Origin of the sequence: Sphingobacterium sp. CZ-UAM, from assembly GCF_002000245.1 — a bacterium.
Classification (GTDB): domain Bacteria; phylum Bacteroidota; class Bacteroidia; order Sphingobacteriales; family Sphingobacteriaceae; genus Sphingobacterium.
The window spans coordinates 2100198-2124436 of record NZ_MTCM01000001.1; the positions used below are offsets into that span (position 1 = coordinate 2100198).

General features: G+C 39.4%; 19 protein-coding genes. 13 read left to right on the forward strand and 6 right to left on the reverse strand.

Annotation, left to right across the window (positions count from 1 at the left end):
• The first annotated feature begins 17 nt into the window (after window positions 1–17).
• Window positions 18–1445, forward strand: a complete 1428-nt coding sequence (locus BWD42_RS08920) for an efflux transporter outer membrane subunit (protein ID WP_077435929.1) — start codon at window positions 18–20, stop codon at window positions 1443–1445.
• A gap of 320 nt (window positions 1446–1765) precedes the next feature.
• Complete coding sequence (locus tag BWD42_RS08925) at window positions 1766–2248, forward strand: DUF4822 domain-containing protein (RefSeq protein WP_077435138.1); 483 nt, start codon at window positions 1766–1768, stop codon at window positions 2246–2248.
• Window positions 2249–2367: 119 nt separating this feature from the next.
• Here the strand turns inward: BWD42_RS08925 and BWD42_RS08930 are convergent, their stop codons facing one another.
• Entirely contained in the window at window positions 2368–3126 is a 759-nt protein-coding gene (locus BWD42_RS08930) for an MBL fold metallo-hydrolase (protein WP_077435930.1), read from the reverse strand.
• A 257-nt stretch (window positions 3127–3383) separates the two neighbouring features.
• Here BWD42_RS08930 and BWD42_RS08935 point away from each other — a divergent pair, with 257 nt between their 5' ends.
• The 7 genes from BWD42_RS08935 (at window position 3384) to BWD42_RS08965 (ending at window position 12991) form a co-directional block, all read left to right on the forward strand.
• Window positions 3384–4487, forward strand: a complete 1104-nt coding sequence (locus BWD42_RS08935) for a sensor histidine kinase (protein ID WP_077435140.1) — start codon at window positions 3384–3386, stop codon at window positions 4485–4487.
• Complete coding sequence (locus BWD42_RS08940; protein ID WP_077435142.1) at window positions 4484–5245, forward strand: LytR/AlgR family response regulator transcription factor; 762 nt, start codon at window positions 4484–4486, stop codon at window positions 5243–5245. The genes BWD42_RS08935 and BWD42_RS08940 overlap by 4 nt, the downstream gene beginning before the upstream one ends.
• A gap of 227 nt (window positions 5246–5472) precedes the next feature.
• On the forward strand, window positions 5473–6582 hold the full coding sequence (locus tag BWD42_RS08945; RefSeq protein WP_139351078.1) for an efflux RND transporter periplasmic adaptor subunit: 1110 nt from the start codon (window positions 5473–5475) through the stop codon (window positions 6580–6582).
• A gap of 36 nt (window positions 6583–6618) precedes the next feature.
• Window positions 6619–9768 (forward strand): efflux RND transporter permease subunit, encoded by a 3150-nt coding sequence (locus tag BWD42_RS08950; protein ID WP_077435146.1) that lies wholly within the window; start codon window positions 6619–6621, stop codon window positions 9766–9768.
• A gap of 1 nt (window position 9769) precedes the next feature.
• A complete protein-coding gene (locus BWD42_RS08955) occupies window positions 9770–11191 on the forward strand; it encodes an efflux transporter outer membrane subunit (RefSeq protein WP_077435148.1) in 1422 nt (473 codons plus the stop codon).
• 381 nt (window positions 11192–11572) lie between these two features.
• On the forward strand, window positions 11573–12472 hold the full coding sequence (locus BWD42_RS08960; protein WP_077435150.1) for a DMT family transporter: 900 nt from the start codon (window positions 11573–11575) through the stop codon (window positions 12470–12472).
• A 153-nt stretch (window positions 12473–12625) separates the two neighbouring features.
• Window positions 12626–12991: a VOC family protein gene (locus tag BWD42_RS08965; RefSeq protein ID WP_077435152.1), complete on the forward strand. Its 366-nt coding sequence runs from the start codon at window positions 12626–12628 to the stop codon at window positions 12989–12991.
• A 43-nt stretch (window positions 12992–13034) separates the two neighbouring features.
• Here BWD42_RS08965 and BWD42_RS08970 read toward each other — a convergent pair whose 3' ends face one another.
• The 3 genes from BWD42_RS08970 to BWD42_RS24695 all read right to left on the reverse strand — a co-directional run bounded on the left by BWD42_RS08970 (window position 13035) and on the right by BWD42_RS24695 (window position 16326).
• The gene (locus BWD42_RS08970; protein ID WP_077435154.1) at window positions 13035–14264 is read right to left on the reverse strand and encodes a DEAD/DEAH box helicase; all 1230 of its coding nucleotides are present in this window, start codon (window positions 14262–14264) and stop codon (window positions 13035–13037) included.
• Between the two features lie 125 nt (window positions 14265–14389).
• Window positions 14390–15583 (reverse strand): Na+/H+ antiporter NhaA, encoded by a 1194-nt coding sequence (gene nhaA, locus BWD42_RS08975; protein WP_077435156.1) that lies wholly within the window; start codon window positions 15581–15583, stop codon window positions 14390–14392.
• A gap of 602 nt (window positions 15584–16185) precedes the next feature.
• Window positions 16186–16326 (reverse strand): hypothetical protein, encoded by a 141-nt coding sequence (locus tag BWD42_RS24695; protein ID WP_175992003.1) that lies wholly within the window; start codon window positions 16324–16326, stop codon window positions 16186–16188.
• A 180-nt stretch (window positions 16327–16506) separates the two neighbouring features.
• Here BWD42_RS24695 and BWD42_RS08990 point away from each other — a divergent pair, with 180 nt between their 5' ends.
• Window positions 16507–18132, forward strand: a complete 1626-nt coding sequence (locus BWD42_RS08990; RefSeq protein ID WP_077435162.1) for an ABC-F family ATP-binding cassette domain-containing protein — start codon at window positions 16507–16509, stop codon at window positions 18130–18132.
• 152 nt (window positions 18133–18284) lie between these two features.
• Here the strand turns inward: BWD42_RS08990 and BWD42_RS08995 are convergent, their stop codons facing one another.
• Window positions 18285–19268: an endonuclease/exonuclease/phosphatase family protein gene (locus BWD42_RS08995; protein ID WP_077435164.1), complete on the reverse strand. Its 984-nt coding sequence runs from the start codon at window positions 19266–19268 to the stop codon at window positions 18285–18287.
• Between the two features lie 204 nt (window positions 19269–19472).
• Here BWD42_RS08995 and BWD42_RS09000 point away from each other — a divergent pair, with 204 nt between their 5' ends.
• The 3 genes from BWD42_RS09000 to BWD42_RS09010 are packed head-to-tail and all read left to right on the forward strand — an operon-like array spanning window position 19473 to window position 22802.
• Window positions 19473–20648: a glycosyltransferase family 4 protein gene (locus BWD42_RS09000; RefSeq protein ID WP_077435166.1), complete on the forward strand. Its 1176-nt coding sequence runs from the start codon at window positions 19473–19475 to the stop codon at window positions 20646–20648.
• Window positions 20636–21637 carry a lysylphosphatidylglycerol synthase transmembrane domain-containing protein gene (locus BWD42_RS09005; RefSeq protein WP_077435168.1) on the forward strand — a complete coding sequence of 334 codons (1002 nt, stop codon included), beginning with the start codon at window positions 20636–20638 and terminating at the stop codon, window positions 21635–21637. The genes BWD42_RS09000 and BWD42_RS09005 overlap by 13 nt, the downstream gene beginning before the upstream one ends.
• A complete protein-coding gene (locus tag BWD42_RS09010) occupies window positions 21624–22802 on the forward strand; it encodes a glycosyltransferase family 4 protein (protein ID WP_254846198.1) in 1179 nt (392 codons plus the stop codon). Before BWD42_RS09005 ends, BWD42_RS09010 begins: the two co-directional genes overlap by 14 nt.
• On the opposite strand, the gene BWD42_RS09015 is transcribed toward BWD42_RS09010, so the two are convergent.
• Window positions 22783–24012, reverse strand: coding sequence for a sterol desaturase family protein (locus tag BWD42_RS09015; RefSeq protein WP_077435170.1), 1230 nt, complete (start codon window positions 24010–24012; stop codon window positions 22783–22785). The two genes, BWD42_RS09010 and BWD42_RS09015, sit on opposite strands and share 20 nt — an antisense overlap.
• Window positions 24013–24239 lie beyond the last annotated feature (227 nt).

Consider the following 24239-nt stretch of genomic DNA (forward strand, 5'->3'; position numbering starts at 1 on the left):
TGACAACATCGAAATATATGAATAGAAAAGTAAAGCTACTAACGGTTTTCATCTTATCTTTTGTCGCTTGGTCTTGTAAAACAGATAAATTGGTTAGCAATAAACATCTTGCCCCCAATCTGCCTGAGCAATACCGTGATCAGGGAAAAGCAACACAAGAAAACAATATCGGTTCTATTCCATGGCGTGATTTCTTTAAAGATCCTGTTTTACAAAGCTTGATCGACAGTGCAATCCAGCATAATCTGGATATGCAATTGGCACTGAAAAATATAGAGTCGTCTCAGCTGAGCCTGAAACAGGCAAAAGCGAACTATCTTCCTTCGGCGCAGTTGCAGGTCAGAGGAAATAGTACCAACCCTTCCAATAATAGCATGAACGGATTGAGCTTGAATCAATTTTTAAAACAGCATCATGTAGAAGACTACACAGCATCCATTGGTTTATCCTGGGAGGCCGATCTATGGGGGAAAATCAAGAATCAAAATGCGGCAGCGTTAGCTTCTTATCTGCAAACGGAAGAAGCAAAAAAAGTGATACAAACCCAATTGATTGCCCAAGTGGCGCAAGGTTATTATCAACTTTTGATGCTCTATCAGTTACGGGATATCGCACAGCAAAATTTACAGTTGAGCGATACCACGCTCCGTATTGTTAAGCAACAATATGAAGTTGGTGATATTACCTTGCTTGCTTTGGAACAAGTCGATGCCCAACGTCTATCCGCTGCAGCTCTTATCCCTGATTTTGAACAACAGATCCATCTTCAGGAGAATGCGATTCAAATCCTCAGTGGTAAACTCCCCGCGGAAATCAAAACACAGGAACAATTGGTCAACGTTCGTTTTCCTGAAGATCTGGCCACAGGAGTACCGGCAGATTTATTAAGCCATCGTCCGGATGTGAAACAGGCAGAGCTTGCTGTCACTGCTTCTCAGGCCTATCAAAAATCGGCTAAAGCAAGAATGTACCCTTCGCTGGTCATTAGTGCCGAGGCAGGTGTCAATGCATTTAAAGCAAGTAATTGGTTTAATCTGCCTGCATCTTTATTTGGTGCAATCACAGGAAGTATTACACAACCTATTTTTCAGCGTAGAGAGCTGAAGACGCAATATGAGCTTGCCCGTATAGAACAAGAGAAGAATGTTATGATTTTCAAGCAAAAGGTCATTTCAGCGGCCGGAGAAGTTTCCGATGCCCTGATTTCAATCCAAAAATTGAAAGAAAAACAACAGATTACTTTGGATAGAACGACTCGTTTAAAAGAGGCCACTAAACACGCTAATCTTCTTTTTGAAACGGGTATGGCCACTTATCTGGAGGTAATCACCGCGCAGAGCAATATATTACAGAGTGAACTTGAACTAGCTCAGGTGAAGAAAGCCGAACTTTCGGCTGTGGTAGATCTATATCGCTCCTTGGGTGGTGGATGGAGCAATAACTAATTTAAAGATTTGCAATTTTTCTAATTTTATATCACATATCTGGGAGACAGGGGACCGCGAGGGTCTCCTGTCTTATTTTATAACAACAGCTTTGAAGGAATAACGCTCCCCTCCCATTTGGTTATTCTTACTCTTACTCCTACTCCTATTCTTAATTAAGCATCCTTCTTAAGTATCAAAACAATAAAATAGCCTCCCTTTTTAGAAAATCTAGCATGTCATTATAGTCATTGTTATAAATCCTTCAAACCTTGGAATAAAAGGAACAAACGCAACAGTTATAATGCAATTACTTTTGTGAAACAATAAATTTAATGATTATGAAAGATTTAAAAAAGATTGCATTGGTATGTTATATTGCCATTTGTACTTTGCTGATAGCCAGCTGCAGTAAGGATGATGAAGTTACACCGGAGCCTCAGCTTACACCAAGCGAGGTATTAGCTAGTACCGCTTGGGAGACAACAAACGCCAAAAATAACAAAGGTGAAAATGTGGTATTGACAGATGCCAATGTCTCAAATTTTGTAGGTTTTGCCTACTTCAAATCCAATGGTACCTTTACTATGTTCAATCTGGATGACTCTCCTAAAATGCAGGGAGACTGGTCTGTTTCAGCAGATGGGAAAACCCGGACTATCGTTGCTAAAAATGCTGCGGGAGAAACACTTTTCACACGTGTAGTTGATATTACAGTATTGACAAAACAGGAATTTACATACCGGATCTATCCGAACAACGACAATAAAGCCGTTTATTTCGATATTGTCCATACACCGACAACACACAAAGAACCAAAATAATCAGCTTTTTTGATTACATGGAGACGTAACTCCACTTAAACCATAAGGATTGACAAAAGAAACATTGTCAATCCTTTTTTACAACCGGACAGCTCTCCACCTTCCTACTTATTACTATATCAGTCGGTGAAATCGTCGAATTCAGTAATATCATGATAACCGAATACCTTAACGTCAGGATTTAGGGCTATAAAGCGACGGATTTTGTCCAGCGATTCTAATCGCTTATGATTATCTTCGGCTCTACTTTCGGCCAAAATATTCACAGGATGCGTTTGGTCAGTAAGTTCTACTTTCATGTAATACGCATCTGCGACATAGAGCAATTTGACTTCAGATCCTATAGCAACTCCACAGTGTCCTAAAGTATGACCAAAGAGGGGTACGAGATACAGCGGTACCTGAACATCAATAGCTAGTTTTCTAGCCTCAAGACCATGCCACTGAAAGTCATTTTTTGTATAAGTTTTGATTATCGGCTGATGCGACAACGGCATTTCCAAATAACGTGGGTTGCCGGCCAGATAGCTTTCATACTCCTCTTTTCCAACGTGAACAGTGGCATTTGGAAAATCAGCCAAGCCTCCAATATGATCGTTATCTAAATGGGATATAACACAATCGGTGACACAAGATGGATCGAATCCTAATTTTTCAATCTGACGGATGGCCGTCAAATCCTCGTTAAAACGATAACCAACCATTTCAACAAGTTCTTTACCTATCCGTTCCATCGGATAACGGGTATCCAACAAGCCGATACCTGTATCAACTAGAACCAATCTGTCTCCTTCCTTAATTAACAAACAATGCCCACACACATTGTCGTTCACCGGCGAAACAATCCGAACACAATTTAAATGAAATAACTCAATCATAACATGCATTATTTTTTACACCGAACAATTTAATAAATTATCAGGTTAAATATTGTTATTTGATTGTAAAAGCAATTCGAATTTGGTATATTAATATGGCATGATCGGGAATCGGGTGATTTATAAAATATACGATTGGGTTGTACAAATTGATATTTCAGCTTGCTCTTTGTACGTTTCAGAATAAATTTGTAATTCAATCCTTAAATGAATTGTGAAATTTGTAGTGATTTAATAGCTATATACAAGTAAAACGAATGCAGGATAAGACCATCTATAAAAATGAGAAAAATCTAATCAGTACAAACAAGAAAAGGTTATTATTTACCTTACTTTCTTTTTTTCTCATTTATCTTGTTGCCTATATTATAGATCCATTCTCAAGTTGCTGGAATGGCTATTTTCAACGGAACATGTTCGAAATATTGGGAGAATGGACATTTACCATTATTTATAGCTTCTTTATTTCAGAGTTCAGTATCATTGTCCACAAGAAATTGGATCGTGTCTTAACATGGAAAGATAACCCAGCGGAAAGGCTTCTTATTGAAACCGTCATTAATCTGATTGTGGTTCTCCTTATCAACTTATTACTTGTTTACATCATTTCCCATTATTTTGAGCTGCAAAATCTCACACTTGCAACATCTCTGGAAGAAAAAAGAGGTACTATACAGAATATTTCCATCAGTGTTATGGTCGCATTATTGATTATGGGAATCAACATTGGTATCCACCTGATCAACAATTGGAAAAATGAATCCATACGTGCAGCCAAACTAGGGCAAGTCATTCTCGAGACAGAACTTCAATCACTGAAATTACAGATTGATCCACATTTTGTCTTCAACAATTTGAGCGTATTATCTGAAATCATTTTAGAAGATCAACAACTAGGATATGAATATGCTGAAAATTTCTCCAAAATATATCGTTACCTTTTAGTGAATTCTAAAAAAGATGTTATTTCTCTCGAGGAGGAACTCAATTTTTTAGATTCCTATATTTTCTTAATTAAAAACAGATTTGGAGAAGGTGTTCATTTTGAAATAAATGTAGATCCTGCGAAATCCAATTATCAACTACCGCCACTCACCTTACAGCTTTTAGTCGAAAACGCACTAAAACACAACCAAACCAATAAAAAACGTTCATTAAAAATTAAGGTGTATACCAATGCCCATAACCAGTTAGTTGTCGAAAATATTTTGATCCCCATCGAGAATGTCTCTGAATCATCTGGGATAGGTATTTCGAACATCATTAAGAGATATGATCTGTTGTCCAACTTGCAACCTGAAATCATGAACAATGGGAAGACATTCAAAGTTAATCTACCACTTATAGAACAAAACTCATGAGTATAGCCAACGTATTGATTATTGAAGATGAAAAATTGAATGCGGATCGTCTAAAACGTCTGTTGAAGGAAATAAAACCATCTATACAGATACTGGATGTCTTGGATAATATTACGGACAGTATCAGCTGGTTTCAAAGTAACGAATCACCAGACTTGGTCATGATGGATATCCGTCTTTCTGATGGTTTAAGCTTCGAGATTCTGGAAAGCATACAAATTGACTGCCCTATTATCTTTACCACAGCCTTTGACGAATATGCCGTCAGAGCTTTCAAGTTCAATAGCATAGACTACCTACTGAAACCGGTAGAAAAAAAAGAATTAGAAAGTGCGCTGATCAAATTAGACAATCTCAAGCTTCAACAGATTAGTTCGGATCCGATTCAGGGCCTATTGGATTTTATCTATCCCAAAGATTTCAGAACCCGCTTTCTCCTCCCCTTCAAAGACGGCTATAAAACAATACAAGTGGAAGATATTCAATATTTTTACTCCGAGTTTAAGTTAACACATGCCAAATTGAAATGTGGTACCGTCGAAATTGTTCCTCAAACCTTAGAAGAGCTGGAACAGCAACTAAATCCGAAAGTTTTTTTCCGTGCTAACCGACAATTTATTATCCATATAGACGCAATAAAGAGACTTCACAACCATTTTAATGGCAAACTTAAAGTGGAAATCAAACAAAGTGAAGATGTCGAAATCCTCGTCAGCCGGGAAAAAGCACAGCTCTTAAAAAACTGGCTGGATTATTAGTAACAACGATCTATAATTCCAAATTTTTGGATAAATTAACTAATCGTAACAAGGTGTGAAGTAGTCTCACTCTAATAAAAACGACAAAAAAGTTCTGTTTTGATTAAATAATATAAAAATTCAGTGCATTATAGCTACGTTTCAGTAAGCAATTGTTACGTCTCGGTAGATTTCCCTATTATATCTCTTAAAAGAATTCTTTCTTTTGCTTTAAATAAAATGATAAAATGGCACTAAGAACGATGAATTTAAAACCTATCCTTACATTTATTACAGCAGCTACACTTTTATCGTCCTGTGGAGGCAGCCAAGAACAACCGCAAGAGCAGGCAGTTACTGTTGACTTTATCGAATTATCCCCCGCACATGCGGAGACAGAAAAAAAATACCCAGGCACCTTGGAGGGAACCGTCAATGTTGATGTAAAGGCTCAGGTGACAGGATATCTGGAGCAGATCTATGTGAAAGAGGGAGATTATGTCACAAAAGGCCAAGCCCTTTTCAAAATAAAAGCGGATGTATACAATGAACAAGTAAATAACAGCAGAGCGGCCTATCAAGCGGCACTATCCGCGGAACAAAATGCAAAACTGGAAATTGAAAAAATCAAACCGCTCGTAGAAGGTAAAGTGTATACCGAACTTCAGCTTAAAACCGCAGAAGCCAACTACGCTGCTGCAAAAGCGCAGGTCGCTCAAGCGCAAGCAGCCTTGGGTTCCTCACAGATCAATGCTCGATTTACATTGATCAATGCACCTGTTAGCGGTTACATTGGACGGATTCCCAATCGTATCGGAAATTTGATAACCCCTGCCGACGCTATGCCCTTAACAACATTGTCTGAAATCAATTCCGTAAATGTTTATTTCTCCTTAAGCGAGGCTGATTTTATATCATTTATGAAAGATCATAATACAAAGTCAAGCAATCAACAGGCAACCTTAATCCTGGCTGATGGTACGGTTTATAATCATTCTGGAAAAGTAGAAATGGCTAGCGGTAATATCGACAAAACGACCGGTAGTATAACACTAAAGGCAATCTTTGCCAATCCAGATAAGATACTTCGTTCTGGAGGCTCAGCAAAAGTTGTCCTAAAAAAGACTCATGATAACGTATTGTTAGTTCCGATGGCAGCTGTCAAAGACATCCAGGATCGTTATTTTGTCTATGTTATTGGCGACAAAAACAAAATTGCCATGAAACAGATCGAGATTGCCGGAAATACGGCCAATGAATACCTGCTGAAATCGGGTCTGACAGCTGGTGAAAAAATCGTAATGAATAGAATTGATATGCTTAATGACGGAATGCAGGTTCAACCGACTAAGAAATAATGAACCTGTAGTAGATTTATCTAAAATTAAAATAAAATGCTGAAGAAATTTATTGACAGGCCAGTTTTGGCAACTGTTATATCTATCATATTTGTCATACTCGGGGTAATTGGCCTGTTAAGGCTACCGCAGACACGGTTTCCCGATATCGCTCCCCCCACAGTTCAGGTTACAGGGAGCTACCCCGGTGGTAATAGTGAGACCGTACTGCGGTCTGTTGTAACACCACTTGAAGAACAGATCAATGGTGTTGAGGATATGGAATACATTACCTCAACAGCAAGTAACGATGGTACATTCTCCGTACGTATTGTCTTCAAGGCTGGCGTAAATCCAGACCAAGCAGCCGTAAACGTACAGAATAGGGTGCAACAGGCAACACCGATCCTGCCACAGGAAGTTGTGCGGATGGGATTGACGACCTCCAAACAACAGAATAGTATGATCATGATTTTCAATATCTATACGGTAGACAACAAAAAATATGACGAACTATTCCTACAGAACTATGTGAATATCAACCTGATTCCACAGATCAAGCGTGTTCCGGGGGTAGGTCAAGCTATGGTATTTGGTTCGAAAGATTACTCTATGCGCGTTTGGTTGAATCCTCAGAAAATGGCTAGTTATGGTCTGGTACCACAAGAAGTCATTGCTGCTATTTCCAAGCAAAGTCTGGAGTCTGCACCCGGAAAATTAGGGGAAGAATCAAAAGCGCCCCTGGAATATGTTATTCGATATAAAGGAAAAAAGAATCTTCCTGAACAGTACGAAAATATTATTGTCAAAAACAATGATGTTCAGATCGTCCGGCTAAAAGATGTTGCCCGAATCGAATTCGGTTCGATCAGCTATAGTGGTAATTCGCAAAATAATGGATTGAACACGGTTACAATTGGTATCTTCCAGACTTCTGGTTCCAATGCCAACGAAATTGAAATAGGCATCGATAAACAGATCGAAATAGCGCAACGCTCATTTCCTCCTGGAATCAAGATTTTTAAACTGATCAGTACCAAGGAACGTCTGGATGAAAGTACTGCGCAGGTGCGTTCGACATTAATTGAAGCGTTTATCCTGGTGTTTTTAGTGGTTTTCTTATTCTTACAAGACATCCGGTCGACCATTATTCCGGCAATCGCAGTACCTGTGGCCATCGTAGGGACATTCTTTTTCCTATTGGTGTTTGGTTTTACAATCAATATATTAACCCTTTTCGCTTTGGTATTGGCTATCGGTATTGTCGTTGATGACGCCATAGTCGTCGTAGAAGCTGTCCATGGCAAAATGGAAAAATCGACCATGAGCGGAAATGAGGCAACGCACGGTGCCATGAGCGAAATAACCGGTGCCGTTATCTCAATTACCTTGGTCATGTGTGCTGTATTTATTCCTATAGGTTTTATGACCGGTTCATCGGGAATGTTCTACAAACAGTTTGCCTATACCTTAGTTATCGCCATTGTGATCTCAGCGATCAATGCATTGACGTTGACACCAGCTCTTTGTGCCTTGTTACTGAAAAACACACATGCCGAAAATCATGATGGGCAAAACCAAAAAACAGGATTCTCACAACGGTTTTTCAAAGCCTTTAATGCAGGTTTTGAAAACATGACACATCGATACGTCGGCTCACTGAAATTTCTCGTTAAGAAAAAATGGTTAGCCGCTTTATTAATTATTGCTACAATAGGCGCTGCGGGATATCTCATGAGCAGCACCTCAAAAAGCTTTGTCCCAATGGAAGACGATAACTTCGTCGTATACAGTTTGGAGATGCCCCCGGGTACCGGTCTCGATCGAACAACGAAAGCGGTAGAAAAAATAGAGAAACTATTGGCCGACTTACCTTCTATTGAAAGCCACACGAGTATCACGGGTTTCAATATGATTGGCAACAACTCCAGTGCGGCTTACGCGACAGGGTTCATCCGTCTAAAGGATAAGAAGAAACGTGGCGAAATGAATGATATTGATCAGATTCATCAGGTGATTTCTCAAAAACTAACTACTGTTAAAGAAGGTAATGCAATGGCTTTCCGCTCCCCTCCTGTTGATGGCTATGGTATGATGAACGGGGCCGAACTTGTGCTACAAGATAGAGCCGGAAAGTCTCCAGTAGAACTTAAAGCAATGTCCGATTCTGTTATCGCGAAGATTATGCAACAACCAGGCGTACAATTTGCCTACACCATGTTCAGAGCGGATTATCCACAAATGGAATTGGAAGTTGACGAAGATAAAGCTGCTCAACTCGGCGTAGATGTCAGTGAAATGCTTTCTTCCGTCCAGACTTATTTTGCCGGTGACCAATCATTGAATTTCAATCGCTTTGGTAAGTTCTACCGTATTGCTGTAAAAGCAGACGGAATTTTTAGAACGGATAAGGACGCATTCAATGAAATATTTGTCAAGAACAACAAAGGGGAAATGCTACCGGTAAATACCTTGGTAACACTTCGCAAAGTCTATGGGCCAGAATCCGTAACTCGTTACAACTTGTACAATTCGCTTACCATTAACGTCGTCAGTAATCCAGGTATCAGTAATGGTGCTATTATGGAAACACTGGAGAAAAATGTGCTGAACAAATTACCAGGAGACTATAGTTACGAATGGACAGGACTTAGTCTGGAAGAAAAATCTTCTGGCAATCAGACGATGATCATTTTGACATTGAGCTTATTGTTCGTCTACTTCTTACTTTCTGCACAGTATGAAAGCTACCTGTTGCCACTGGCGGTGCTGTTATCTATCCCAACAGGGATCATAGGATCATTCTTGGGAACGCGTGCTATCGGTCTGGACAATAATATATACGTCCAAGTCGGATTGATCATGTTGATTGGTCTGTTGGCGAAGAATGCGATCCTGATCGTTGAGTTTGCATTGCAGCGTAGACGAGCGGGTTCCTCACTCATTGATTCTGCCTTGGAAGGTGCCAAAGCACGCCTTCGTCCAATTCTAATGACCTCATTAGCCTTTATCGCAGGTATGGTTCCTTTGATGTTTGCTAGCGGGGGGACGGCGACGGGCAACCACTCCATCAGTACGGGAGCTGCAATGGGTATGTTAAGCGGTGTGATCCTCGGTGTGATCGTTATACCGTTATTATATCTGGTGTTTCAATATTTACAGGAGAAGGTCTCTGGTAAAAAACTCGTGGAAAAGACAAACGATTAAAATGAAAAAATTTCATCACTATAAAATTATTTTAGTAGGTATCCCTTTACTTCTTGCTTCATGTAGTGTGGGCAAAAAATATACGCGTCAGGATATGGACCTGCCTGAGAATTTCAGAAATAACGAAATTGTCCTGACTTCGGATACATTGCCATTATCCTGGCGAAAGTTTGTGAAAGATCCTAATTTGACGGCACTTATCGAAAAAGCACTAGTCAAAAATACAGATGTTAGCGTAGCACTCTTGAGTATGCAGCAGCTCGAGCTCGCTTATAAACAATCAAAAAAAGGGCTTTTACCGACACTTGATTTAAACTTGGGCGCGAATAGAACTTGGTTATCTACCAATTCCCTTAATGGATCGCTGAGTGACCAATTTATTGGGACACCCTATATGGATGACTACAACGCTACGCTCAGACTTTCCTGGGAGGTAGACATCTGGGGAAAGGCTAAGATGCAGAAAGAGGAAGCTTTAGCAAATTTCTTTGGACAGAAGGAAAATTTATCAGCATTAAAGACGCGCATTATTGTTCAGGTGATCCAATCGTACTACAATCTGATTTCACTGGACGAACAGTTAAAAATTGCGCAAAAAAATGTACTACTTAGTGATAGCACATTGAATATGATCCGTTTGCAATACAATTCCTCACTGGTGAGTTCTTTAGCTGTAGAACAGGCCGAAGCACAAAAGAAAACGGCGGAATTGCTGATACCACTCGCAAACCAAAATATCGCTATTGAAGAAAATGCAATCAGTATACTCTGTGGTGGTTTTCCCGATAAAATTCAGCGTTCCGAAGGTCTTGATGCAACGCTAGTCGGTGAAACATTCGCGACCGGCGTTCCGGCAGAATTGCTTAGCCGGAGACCCGATGTCAAAGCAGCCGAGTATGCCGTCGTTGCAGCAAACAGCAGAATCGGATTGGCCAAAGCAGCGATGTATCCTTCGATCAGTTTGACCCCTTCAATTGGAACAAACTCTTTTCAGTTCAATCGCTGGTTTGATCTCCCCGGGTCCATTGTGAAAACAATAGCAGGAAACATCGCCCAACCGATCTTTCAGAAGGGTGCATTGAAAACAAATTATGAAATTTCGATAATCGAACGGGATAAATTAGCGGTACAGTTTAAACAGTCTGTTATGCTCGCAGTTTCGGAAGTATCAGATGCTTTAGCGAAAATAAAGCATAGCGACCAAAGACTTCAACTGATTGAAGCGAAATCCCATTCATTGGCCAAAGCAACTTCCGATGCTGCCCTATTGTACAAAAGCGGCATGGCAAATTATCTGGAAGTTATTACTGCGCAAAACAACGCGCTACAAAATGACCTCGAACAGATCAGTATAAAACGGGAAAAACTAAATGCTGTAGTGGATTTATACCGTGCGTTAGGCGGAGGAAACGACAGCGAATAATAAATCATCGCGTATACTGATCTTGGTTCGCTCAGTTTTTACGTATATTCAGAATCACAATTGTTCAACTAAGGGGCTAACGAAAGTTTAGTCCCTTTTTTAATGGTCTTTAATCATCATATAAAATACAATTTCCCTTTAATAACTTACTGATGCTACAATTATTTGAATTAAACCACTGGATTTTATTATCTTCGGGTATAGAAATAGAATGTAATGAACAGAACAAGCTGTCTTCCTCCTCCAATCGCTTAATATTAATAAATATTAATAAAGCATGACACCGAATAATCGGCTGATTCCCCATGTTTTATATTCTCAATCAAATTTTATAACAATAGTATCTGTCTTTTCAAAGATAGATCTGGAAGACAACATTTTATGAAACATTCATATTTCATGCTACATCTCGCTGTAGTATGTTTGGGTATATCCGGTGTATTGGGCAAAGTCATCAGCCTAAATGAAGGTATGCTAACCTGGTATCGTGTATTTTTTTCGGCCATTTTCCTTTTTTTAATTTCAAAATGGTCAAAATCAGCTGGTGAAGTCAGCTTGCCTGAAAAATTAGTGATCGCAAAAAATGGCCTATTGATTACCGCCTCCTGGTTACTTTTTTATGCCAGTATTAAATATTCCAATATTTCAATCGGAGTAGTTTGTTACTGTATGGCAAGTTTCTTTACCGCAATCTTTGCTCCCATCATTAACAAAACGAAATTTAAACCTTCAGAGTTTTTTCTGAGTGGGCTAACGCTTTGTGGCATCGCCTTGATATTTCATTTTGATACAGCACATCAATTGGGCATTATTTTCGGGATCATTTCGCCGGCTTTTGCTTCACTTTACGCAATTTATAACGAACGCATGGTCAAGCAATATAGTAGTATAGTCATTAACTATTACCAAATGATTGGTGGAACTGTTGGTCTTGGATTGATTCTCCCCTGTTATCTTTACTCTTATCCGATATCATCTTTTATCCCAAATACAATGGATCTCATTTACCTCCTCATTTTGTCGCTGTGTTGCACTGTTGCTGTGTACCTTGCCTTTACAGAAATCTTAAAGAAAATTTCTGCCTTTACGCTCAATTTAAGTCTCAATCTCGAACCTGTATATGCCATCCTGATTGCATTTTTATTCTTCAATGAATCCAAAGAGCTTAATCTTTCATTTTACATTGGGCTTTTCCTAGTACTGCTTTCTGTACTTATACAGGCTCTCATCAGTAGAAAAAAAGAAAAATCGATTAATACAATAAAAATAAGAAAAGAATGATTGGATTGATATCCGATCATTCAATATCAGACTACAGAGATGCCCAAATTTGTTGATAGAAAATCCTATATTTACACTACATCAGACATCCAATTAATATTAGGAATTCTAGTCGATTCCTCCAACGAAAGATAACATCAATTAAAAAATATTATGAGCAATTCCTCTTTAGACAATAAACTCGTCCACGAACAAATTCAATATCTTGAATTTATAACCAGCGATCTTGAGCGAGCTAAAAAGTTCTATTCATCCAGTTTCGGCTGGAAATTTACAGATTATGGTCATGAATATACAGCCTTTGAGGGCAACCATGTGGATGGAGGATTTACGATCGGTACACCAATAAATGGCAGTATTTTGGTTGTTCTCTATTCGAATGATTTGCTATCCACACGTGATAAAGTCATCGGGGCAGGTGGCACCATCGTTAAAGATATTTTTAGTTTTCCTGGAGGTAAAAGATTTCAATTCAAAGACCCCGATGGCTATGAGCTTGCGGTGTGGACAACAGCTTAAATATTCCCAACAAAATAAAAACAGAAAAGAGCTTAATTTGTTATTAAGCTCTTTTCTGTTTTTGGTAGTTTTTATTTTTATTACGATTGAAACGTTTTCTTTTTTGTGGATTTTGGCTTTTCCTCGTGGGGTTATATTCAGGACCAGCTTCAAAGCCTTCCGGTAATGCAATCTGTTCTACGGGATAACCGATCAGGCTTTCGATCTGAGCAAAACGTTGCTGATCTTTATCATTGACAAAAGTAATCGCTGTGCCCGTTGTCGCTGCCCGTGCTGTACGTCCGATACGGTGCACATAATCTTCGGGATCCGGTGGTACATCATAATTTACCACCAAACTGATACCTACGATATCAATACCTCGCGAGATCACATCTGTTCCTACCAGTACCCTTACCTGACGTGATCTAAATCTACTCATGATATCCTCACGTTTAGCCTGCTCAAGATCTGAATGAAATCCCTCTGCGTCTATACCCTGCTTTTGAAGTTCCTGTGCCAGTAATTTTACAGTCGTTTTTTGAGAGGCAAAAATGATCACAGAAACATAATTAACATCCTGTAAGATAATCTTCAAAAGATCCATTTTCTGCTTATCAAATACCAGATATGTTCGTTGGTCTATACCTTCTGAAGGTTTTGAAATAGCGATATTGACCTCCACCGGCTTATGAAGAATCTTTTTGGCAAAATTCCTGATCTTGAGGGGCATCGTCGCCGAAAAAAGTAACATTTGTTTCTTTTTGGGCAGGTAGCTGACAATACGCAATATATCATCCTGAAAACCCATATCCAACATACTATCCGCTTCATCAAGTACGAAATGCGTGAGATGAGTTAGATCGACTTTCATCGATGTAAGGTGACTGATCAGTCTACCTGGGGTGGCAACAATAATATTGACCCCCTCACGGATAGCCCGTTTCTGTTGTTCGTAACCCATACCATCTCCACCTCCATATATGGAGATGGAAGTCGCTCCGGTATAATAAGACATGCCCATGATCTGTTGATCGATTTGCAAGGCTAATTCTCTGGTCGGAACCAAGATAATCGCACGAATAGATTCCCTTGCATCTCGGGCGACGGCATCCAAAATCGGCAGCATATAAGCAGCTGTTTTACCGGTACCTGTCTGTGCACAGGCAATCATATCGTTTCCCTCTTTAATGATGGGAATTGTCTGCTCCTGAATAGGCGTAGCCTCTTCAAACATCATGCTTTCTAAGCCCTCTTCCAATTCCGGAACAAAACCAAATTCAGTAAATCTCAAATTTTATTATTTTATAAATATGCGCTAAGTTACTAAAACTAATCTATATATGATGCCAGATTTATGACCTTAGGGTTGCATAAAAAATGTGACCCTAGTGCATCCGCATTAAATCTTCACTATCTTTAACCTAAATTGTCTGAGCTGCTTTTGGAATTATCAGCCAATCTCAACAATGTGTACCCTAATATACCTGCACAAAGAGAAGCGATGAGCACTGCAAATTTAGCTTCCTCAACCAAAAAAGCGTCATCAAAGGATAAAATAGCGATGAAGATAGACATTGTAAAACCGATTCCGCCGAGCAAACCAACGCCGAAGATCTGTATCCAGCTTGCGCCCTCAGGAAGTTGTGCTATTTTCAGTTTCTTTGCAATAAAACAGATCAAAAATATACCGATCGATTTCCCTGCAAGCAATCCGATAATAATACCTAGTCCCAATTTCGAAGTTAGACCCCCGACCATTTCCGTATGAATTGGAATTAACGTGTTTGCGAACGCAAACAAAGGGATAATAATAAAATTCACCGGTTTAGTTAGTAAATGCTCCAACTTTTCCAATGGCGACTCTTTTTCATCCGGTGTAGTGGGAAGAGTCATCGCAACCAAAACCCCTGCAATAGTTGCATGTATGCCTGAATGGTGGATAAAATACCAAATGAATACTCCGGGAATAAGGTATGCCCATAGGGCTTTTACACCCAGTTTATTTAGAATGATCAGAAAAGCAAATACCCCAAGCGCCATCAATAAGTAGCTGGTATGGATTCCACTGCTATAGAACAAAGCGATCACTAGGATCGCAAGCAAATCGTCCACAATGGCCAAAGCTGCCAAGAAAATCTTGAGACTTGCTGGAACTTTATTTCCCAACAGCGTGATAACGGCTAGCGCGAATGCAATATCCGTTGCCATGGGTATGCCCCATCCGTGCGCTGTATCCGCCACATCCTTATTGATGAAAAAATAAATTACTGCAGGCAGAAGAGCTCCGCCTACCGCAGCCAAAATAGGAAGGATAGCTTTACTTGCTGAAGATAGTTCTCCCTCGACGATTTCTCTTTTGATTTCCAATCCTACCAATAGAAAGAAAATAGCCATCAATCCGTCATTAATCCATAGTAACCACGAATATTTCAGCTCAATATTATCTGTTTCAAACCCTACCTCCCGAAGCAGAAAGTCCATGACGGCCCCATATAACGATGTATTCGCTACGATAAGTGCCAAGATGACGCAGGAAAACAGAATAATCCCACCGGCAAAACTAGATTTCAAAAATTCTCTGAAGACAGTTAAATTTATAAGTTGTGACATGACAATAATAGTTTTAAACGCTTAAAAGGTTCACAATATACGACTTTATGGCCATTAATCCGCCTGCAGAACGGGGATTACATCAATCTATTCTATCAGTCAGACTAAAAAATCCTTCATTCACAATTAATCCCAAATCTATTTTTTAAACAACAATTTGGCCAATTATACCCTGATTTAACTTTAAAATACGCTACCCAAAACAAATATCCCTCCTAAAACCAGCACCTTATCTACAAAGCATATAAAACCCCATTTAAATATTGTCATTTTTATAAAATTAATTTGTCTTTATTGCAAAAAATAGTTAGCTTGCTACTATAGTTAATAAACCGTTTATTATGTGCAAGAAGTGGATTTTCATGGTGCTTCTTTTCGTAGCAAATTTTACATATGCGCAGACGACAGAGGATACAACCCAACATCAACAACAATCAGGCTCCCATTATATCATTTTAGGGATCGTAGCAATTATTGTCATCGTTTTTATATTATACAGGAGGCAAAAGAGGAAATTTAATGAATAAGGGAGATCAATTGATCTCCCTTATTGTTTCTCTTTGAATTTTTATCGAAATAAATTTATCCCTTTTTTAACCACATCATTCTTCCTGTTTAATCGGCTCATTGGTTTGTGCCAAACGTTGCGATCCTGCATTCGCTGGACAAGCAATATCATCTGTCGCATCATAAACCAATTTTTCACCTTTCAATTCCGTCATCAATTCTTCCGCTACATACACCTATGCTTTGGTAATTGAATAATCGCTTGGAAGATAATGGACCTCGTAACCATCAGGATGCAGTGTCCAGATTCCACTTGGAAGACAGCTTCAAGTAGACAACCGTCCTGACCATTTTCAGTAAGGAACTGATGTTTGGAAATAGTTAAAAAATACAAGATTAAAACGTATCTTTGCAGCATGATTAACGTGTCAAATCTCTCCCTTCGTTATGGTAAACGTGTACTATTCGAAGATGTCAATTTAAAATTTACACCTGGCAACTGTTACGGTATTATCGGTGCCAATGGGGCTGGTAAATCTACTTTCCTAAAAATTATTTCTGGCGAAGTTGATCCCTCTACAGGTTCGGTGGCATTCACACCCGGCGAACGTATGTCTGTATTGAGTCAGGATCACTATGCTTTCGATGAATATACGGTACTGGAAACAGTCATGATGGGTAACCAAGAGCTTTACAAAATCATGAAAGAAAAAGACGCCATTTACATGAAAGAGGATTTCTCTGATGCAGATGGTGAACGTGCCGGTGAACTCGAAAGTCTTTTTGCAGAAATGGACGGCTGGAATGCAGAATCCAATGCAGCTACCCTATTGAGCAGCTTGGGCATTAAAGAAGAGCTTCACTACAAGTTAGTATCTGAAATTGATGGTAATCAAAAAGTACGTGTTTTATTGGCACAGGCATTATTCGGTAATCCAGATATCTTGATTCTCGATGAGCCAACCAACGATTTGGACATTAATACCATTGCTTGGTTAGAAGACTTTTTAGCTTCTTATGAAGCAATTGTACTTGTAGTGTCCCACGACCGTCACTTCCTCGATGCTGTATGTACACATACCGTAGATATAGACTTTGGTAAAATGACGATTTATACTGGTAACTACTCATTCTGGTACGAGTCTTCTCAACTGGCATTAAAACAGCGTGCAGACCAAAATAAAAAGATGGAAGACAAGGTTAAAGAACTACAGGAATTTATCCGTCGTTTCTCAGCCAATGCATCCAAATCAAAACAAGCTACATCCCGTAAAAAAGCCTTGGATAAGATCAATATTGATGAGATCAAACCGTCCAACCGTAAATATCCGGCCATCATGTTCAATACCATGAACCGCGAACCAGGAGATCAAACATTACAGGTAGAAGGTTTGAGCAAAACCGTTAATGGTGAAGTATTCTTCAAGGATATCACATTCATGATCAATAAAGGGGATAAAATTGCGGTATTGGGCCCCAACTCCTTAGTTACTACAGCTTTTTACGATATTATCACCGGTAGAGATACTGATTTCGATGGCGAATTCAAATGGGGCGTAACAATCACTCCCGCTGATATGCCGATTGAAAATGCCGCCTTTTTTGAAGGCAAAAACGAAAATTTGGTCGATTGGTTAAGAGATTACACCACTAACCCTGAAGCAGACGAACAGTTCCTACGTGGTTTCTTGGGAAAAATGTTGTTCTCAGGTGAAGAAGTCATGAAGAAAGTTTCGGTCCTTTCCGGAGGAGAAAAAATGCGCTGCATGTTTTCAAGAATGATGTTACAGGGAGCCAACTTCTTGATTTTTGACGAACCGACCAACCACTTGGACTTAGAGTCAATCACAGCATTGAACAACGGCATGGTGGACTTTAAAGGATCGATGTTATTCACCTCACGTGACCATGAGTTGACCGAAACTGTTGCAAACAGAATCATTGAATTGACGCCGAAAGGAATTATCGACAAGTTAATGACATATGATGAATACATCAATAGCGATGTCGTAAAAGCGCAACGCGAAGAGATGTATAAATAAGATAATTTATCCCAATTTTATAAAGGCTCCGTAATTTATTTTACGGGGCTTTTTTGTTTATAGGCATCTACAGGCGGGCGATCGAAAACATAAAAAAAAGCACTGAAGGGGCTCAGTGCTAATCGCGATTGATATGAAAGAATTGAGAAAGTCTACTGTACTGAAGGTTTTATCAGACGCCATCCCAATTGTAGCGATACCGCACAATGGTCGGACAAATCCTGCCCCTCCCTATTTTGAAAAAGTTGCTTTTGAACCTGATAGTTCCTTGCTTCAAATACGATATGATCATTGTTCCGGTAATATATTTTATCAATTCCTTCACAATCATCCGTTAACTCCAATGCGGCCCGCGCAACAAAATTTTGCTCGCTCTGCGGTATTTTACCACTGTTTTTCAAATTTACCCATGCGTCCACCAAGTTTAATTCCCCTTGAAAAGAAACAATATTATCCAGTGCATACGCATAATGAGCATTAAAATCTCCCATGATTAACAAAGGTTGCCCCGAAGAGTTCTTTTGAATATAGTCCTTCAATTGGTCCAAATTCTTGCGTCGGGCTGTTGCCGCATTAGGGTCATCCTGGGCTGTTGCATGTACATTATAAACATCAATAAAAACGGCTTTTGCCAGCTGTATCCGTGCATAAGAAAATCCTTTTGGAGTCAGACAGTCAGCGCCATTACATGCCTCCCAACTAACGCGTTCAAAGTCTTGGATCGGATATTTTGACAAAGTACTCAATCCATCCCCAAAAGGTACACCACCTATATTTTCAGTTCGATAATTATGTCTATTCTTGCTGTACAAAAATTTATTGTAATTGAAATCCTCCTGTACATTGACAATATCAAAGGGATTCATCAATTCGCCAATGGATGTAATACTTGAAGCCCTTTCAGTTACAGCACTTGAAATTAATTCCGGAAGACCGGCAATATTATAAGTCAATAAACGAAGTTGCCCTTCGCTGACATCAGGCATATCGACATAGACCGTGTTCATCGGTCGAACTTGTTTGGGCTTCAGTTTGAATCCTAACATGATCCCTGCAAAAGCACAAATAGATAAAATAAGAGCTTTACGAAGGCCTTTAAGCTTGGTTCTCCTTTCGAACAATAAATCTAACAACATGGACTGAATAATTTGTTCATTCCAAAAGTAAAGCCTCAAGATTAGGTTAACTATATTCTTAAATTAATTTTACTTATAAAAAATATTTACAAATTATTAATAATAAACAATTTATAAACACTTTAATGATAAAAGATTAATATCAAAATAGCTTTGGGGTTATGCTTTTCGAATATTTTTACGAAACCCCTAATTAAGAATACAATGAGAAAGGTAGCTTTTTTTACGGAAATACTCGTTGAGGATTTCGACGGTGCATCCCGCACTATGTTTCAGCTGATAAACCGTATTGATCAACAGAATTTTAGATACTTCTTTATTTATGGTGGTGGCCCCACACAATTTCGCGACTTTCATTCCTATAAAGTACCTACGTTTAAAATACCGGTCAATGATGACTATTGTCTTGCCATTCCACAGCTTATCAAAAAAAAGCTCGAACTGGCTTTGGATGAATTTGCACCCGACATCGTTCATATCGCAACCCCCTCTCTGCTCGGCTTTTTTGCATTGAACTATGCCAAACGTAGAAATATCCCTGTACTAACAATCTACCATACCCATTTTATATCTTATATAGCCTATTATTTCAAAAATATCCTCCCTTTGGTCAAACCCACTGAGCAATGGATCAAACGGGCTATGAATAATTTTTATAACAAATGTGACATTGTTTATGTCCCCACCAAATCCATCTTAGCCGAGCTGCAACAGATCGGGATCCAACAGCGAGGTTTAAAACTCTGGCAAAGAGGGATTGACACCCAACTATTTACCCCTAAAAAAAAGAACTCAAGCTATATCCAACAATTGACAAAAAATAATAATCCTACAGTATTATTCGTCAGTCGGATCGTTTGGGAGAAAAATATTAAAACCTTAATTGATATCTATCAGCAGATCCGTGCACAACAGCTAGACTATAATTTTATAGTCGTCGGAGACGGAACCGCCAAAGTAACAGCAATGCAAGAAATGCCCAATGCTATTTTTCTGGGAAAAAAGACACATCAGGAACTTGCGGTACTGTACGCTTCAGCCGATGTGTTTGTCTTCCCTTCTGTTTCAGAAACCTATGGTAACGTTGTCGTCGAAGCACTCGCATCAGGTCTTCCTTGCGTAATTGCTGATGGCGGTGGCTCGGCATCGCTTATTCAACATGGTGTAACCGGATTTAAATGCCAACCCGAAAATGCTGCTGGATATGTTTATTACCTCAAGAAAATAATATCCGACAAGGCGCTAAAGAAGAACCTGATTACCGCCGGACTTTCTTATGTAAGTCAATTGGACTGGACACGACTATCACAGCGGTACTTTGACGACATTGAATTACTTGTCGATAAAACGCAAGATGCAGACTTGGCATGGGCAAATTAACAACATCCCGTCGATTGATCAAAGCTGTCTTTTTACTTGTGATCTTGACATCCTTGGTAATTTTTGTAACTCACAATGACCTTTCGGCTTTGAAAAAAGAGCTGTCAACGATTGGTTACCGCTTTATTTTTATCGTATTAACCACTTTAGTTGCCTATCTTTTTGGAACGCTAGCCTGGTGGATTTGTCTAGGCCCTTCAAAAAAAAAGATCAGTATTTTCGAACTTTTTGCCCTGCGTCAAATCGGCGAAACAGTTGGACTCTTTAATCCCACGAGTATTATTGCCGGCGATTTACTGAAAGCCGAGCTGATAACCCGCTATGACATCCCTTTACAACAGGGACTCAGCTCTGTCGCCATCTCACGCATTACGGCCATACTTTCCCAGTTAAGCATTTTCTTACTGGCCATGATCTGGCTAATGCTTTCACCCTTAAAAAACGAAGTGATGCAGTATACGGGATACGCTATCTATGTCGTATGTGTAGTCTTGTTACTATTCGTTGTTTTAATATTCTACTGGTTAGTTTCCACCAAAACACCACCTAAAAATACCCCTGCTGATACTTCCTTTGTATCGAAAGCAAAAAATAAGCTCCAGAAATTAGTTTGGGACACGAAAGACTTTTATCAACAACAAAATAAAGTATTTTGGTACTCCTATCTGTTGTTTGCGATACATTGGGTTATAGGTAGCTTGGAATTCTATCTGATCTTAAAATTTCTGGATGTCGATGTCAAGGTTATTCAGGGATTAATTTTAGATATGAGCGTCATCCTATTTAAAAGTGCAGGTGCATTTATTCCCGGTCAACTGGGCGTTGAGGAACTCTCCAACAAACTCCTGCTTAATATGATTGGACTTTCGGGCGGAAGCATCTGGCTGAGTGTCTCTATCCTGCGTCGCGGCCGTCAGGTATTCTGGACAGCTATTGGCGCTATATTTTATCTATGTATCAAAAAAAAAACCGTACATGCTACCGTCTGAAATAGAAATCTTATTTGTTAGTCATAAATATCCACCTGCAGTTGGCGGAATGGAAAAGCAGAGCTTTGAGCTTATTAACCATTCGGCACTCTATCTAAAAGTACACACGCTCTTGTATGACAACGAAGAATCCATTCTTACGTTCTTCTTTCGACTAAATCAACGTATCCTCTCCAAAATCAAAGCGAATCCCCGTATTAAGCTTATCCATTTTAACGATGGGTTAATCGCTGCGTTAGCATCTTTTCACAGGGGATACGACCATCTAAAGAAAGTTGTTACCCTTCATGGTCTTGATATTGTTTTTCCGCTGCCCTATTTCCAGCATAAAATAATTCCACGTTTCAACGTATTTGATCAAGTTATAGCGGTCAGTCAGGCCACCGCAGAAGCCGCCCGGTCACGTGGTATCGACCCTTCAAGGATAGCAGTCATTCCAAATGGAGTCGACCCAGTAACCCCGATATCCAAGCTGAAAGATGACAAATTACCACCCTATTTTATCACGCTGGGGAGACCTGTTAAACGCAAAGGATTCTCCTGGTTGATGCAGCAGGTCATTCCCGCCATTCAAGGTAATTTCCGGCTCCTTATGGTAGGTCCATTCGACCAAAGCCCAACCTGGAAAGAACGCATCCTCAACCTTTTACCTGCTAAACTCCATCATCTCGCTACACTATTTTTGGGCTATCCAACCGATCAACAAGAAATGCGTAAATTATTGAGAATGCATCCCGAAAAAATTCAGCATCTGGGAAAAGTTCCCTTCGATCAGTTAAGACACCTTCTTACAAATGCACATGCTTTCCTGATGCCTAATATTCAAGTTCAGGGAGATATGGAAGGTTTTGGTCTGGTTTGTCTTGAAGCCTCATCCCGGGGCACTGTTGTGGTTGCCGCAGAATTGGAAGGTATCACAAGTGCTATTACGCATGATCACAACGGTCTTTTGCTCCCCAGTCAGGATGCCAATGCGTGGATCGGACAGCTCCAGAACATTTTGGACAATCCAGATCATTATGAAAAACTTGGACAGAAATTCCAGAAAAATACGAATTCGGATTTCAGCTGGGATATCATGGCAAGAAGCTACTGCCATACCTTCGTTAAATTGTGCCAAAAAGCCACAGCAAACAGTGAAAAGATCAATTATACAACAGATTAAGAATTCGTAGGTAGCGATCACTCATCAATTTATAGAAGATAACCTGAAGTATGGCCACGCCCAAGAGTATAAGCAGTGCCGGGAACGAAAAAAATGTAATCGTTATAAATAACAGCAACAGAAATAACCGCAGCATTTCGAGTGAAAAGACCCATTTTTCATGCTCCAATAATCCGCCGATACAGATGACACTGCACAAAATAAAGAGGCCACCAACAAGCAATTGTTCTATATCTTGGTAATTACCATACAGCAAAAAGAAAAACAGAAGGCCCATCGTTAACATCGATTGGGTAAAAATATATCGGCTCAGATTTTTACCATGCACCTGAGATCTAGTCCCTGCAAACATTTTTTGCTCCAATTCCGCCCTAATTTCAGGTTGTATATCGTCAGGGCTTCCAAATACCGCACGCATTTTGTTTTTAAATCCCACTGCACGCTTAAAAGAAAGCCCTATTTCAAATAGATAGTGGAAATGCTGCCAAAGGAAGGTGTACCGATGGATAGGTTTGGTCAGTCCGTAAACACAGGGGTCTTCTTTCTTCTCGGCGATAAAAGTCCCAAACATTTTATCCCAGATAATTAAAATATCACCATAGTTCTTATCCAAATAAATCTCATTGCTACTATGATGCACGCGGTGATGCGATGGAGTGACAAGTATTTTTTCAAAAATCCCGAGCTTATCTACCGTTTGCGTATGGGAGAAAAAGGGATAGACGCCATGAACCAATAAAATTACGGTCATCATGAAAGGCGGAAAGCCCAAAAGAGGAATAAAAGCCCAGAACAAAGAACGAAATACCGCCTGGAATATAGTAATCCTGGTGGCAACCGTGAAGTTATAATCTTCACTTTGATGATGAACTACATGTGCCGCCCAAAGCAAATTGATCTCATGACTATATCGATGATACCAGTACCACAAAAAATCCGTAAAAAGAAAAAGCAGGATCCATGTCCAGACGTTCGCCTCGATATGAAAAATCGCAAAATTCTGGTAGACCCAAATGAAAAAAAAGTAGAACAGGCTAACCGAAAACATATCGCACATACGCTCGACAATACCGACATTTAGATTAGAGATTGATTCATCGAAGGTATAATACCGCTTTTGTTTCTTCAGACTATACCAATATTCCAACAGCATCAGTACTAAAAACAAAGGGATAATAAAAGCTAAAAAATTAAGTCTTCCTGTGTACATACGGCGCTTATTTTAAACAAATAACTTCCTTGTAACGACTAGCTTATAGACGTAAAACTCAAAAAAAAATCTTTTATTATTTAACAATCAATTCCGGATCAGGTTTTAGTTTTATGCCTTTCTGGAAATAAAAATCTTCATGTTATCACCGAGCGTAAGGACTATTTATCACGAAGAATAAGGGCTATTGAAATTGGCTAAGGGCTGTTTATAGAGGGATTAAGCCA

Bases quoted from the DNA above. Each gene is read 5' to 3' on its own strand.
- BWD42_RS08940 (WP_077435142.1), top strand. From the start codon at position 4,484: ATGAGTATAGCCAACGTATTGATTATTGAAGATGAAAAATTGAATGCG.
- BWD42_RS08930 (WP_077435930.1), bottom strand. From the start codon at position 3,126: ATGATTGAGTTATTTCATTTAAATTGTGTTCGGATTGTTTCGCCGGTG.
- BWD42_RS08925 (WP_077435138.1), top strand. From the start codon at position 1,766: ATGAAAGATTTAAAAAAGATTGCATTGGTATGTTATATTGCCATTTGT.
- BWD42_RS08920 (WP_077435929.1), top strand. From the start codon at position 18: ATGAATAGAAAAGTAAAGCTACTAACGGTTTTCATCTTATCTTTTGTC.
- BWD42_RS08935 (WP_077435140.1), top strand. From the start codon at position 3,384: ATGCAGGATAAGACCATCTATAAAAATGAGAAAAATCTAATCAGTACA.
- BWD42_RS08945 (WP_139351078.1), top strand. From the start codon at position 5,473: ATGGCACTAAGAACGATGAATTTAAAACCTATCCTTACATTTATTACA.
- BWD42_RS08950 (WP_077435146.1), top strand. From the start codon at position 6,619: ATGCTGAAGAAATTTATTGACAGGCCAGTTTTGGCAACTGTTATATCT.
- nhaA (WP_077435156.1), bottom strand. From the start codon at position 15,583: ATGTCACAACTTATAAATTTAACTGTCTTCAGAGAATTTTTGAAATCT.
- BWD42_RS09000 (WP_077435166.1), top strand. From the start codon at position 19,473: ATGAGAAAGGTAGCTTTTTTTACGGAAATACTCGTTGAGGATTTCGAC.
- BWD42_RS08995 (WP_077435164.1), bottom strand. From the start codon at position 19,268: ATGTTGTTAGATTTATTGTTCGAAAGGAGAACCAAGCTTAAAGGCCTT.
- BWD42_RS08955 (WP_077435148.1), top strand. From the start codon at position 9,770: ATGAAAAAATTTCATCACTATAAAATTATTTTAGTAGGTATCCCTTTA.
- BWD42_RS09015 (WP_077435170.1), bottom strand. From the start codon at position 24,012: ATGTACACAGGAAGACTTAATTTTTTAGCTTTTATTATCCCTTTGTTT.
- BWD42_RS09010 (WP_254846198.1), top strand. From the start codon at position 21,624: ATGCTACCGTCTGAAATAGAAATCTTATTTGTTAGTCATAAATATCCA.
- BWD42_RS09005 (WP_077435168.1), top strand. From the start codon at position 20,636: ATGGGCAAATTAACAACATCCCGTCGATTGATCAAAGCTGTCTTTTTA.
- BWD42_RS08965 (WP_077435152.1), top strand. From the start codon at position 12,626: ATGAGCAATTCCTCTTTAGACAATAAACTCGTCCACGAACAAATTCAA.
- BWD42_RS08960 (WP_077435150.1), top strand. From the start codon at position 11,573: ATGAAACATTCATATTTCATGCTACATCTCGCTGTAGTATGTTTGGGT.
- BWD42_RS08990 (WP_077435162.1), top strand. From the start codon at position 16,507: ATGATTAACGTGTCAAATCTCTCCCTTCGTTATGGTAAACGTGTACTA.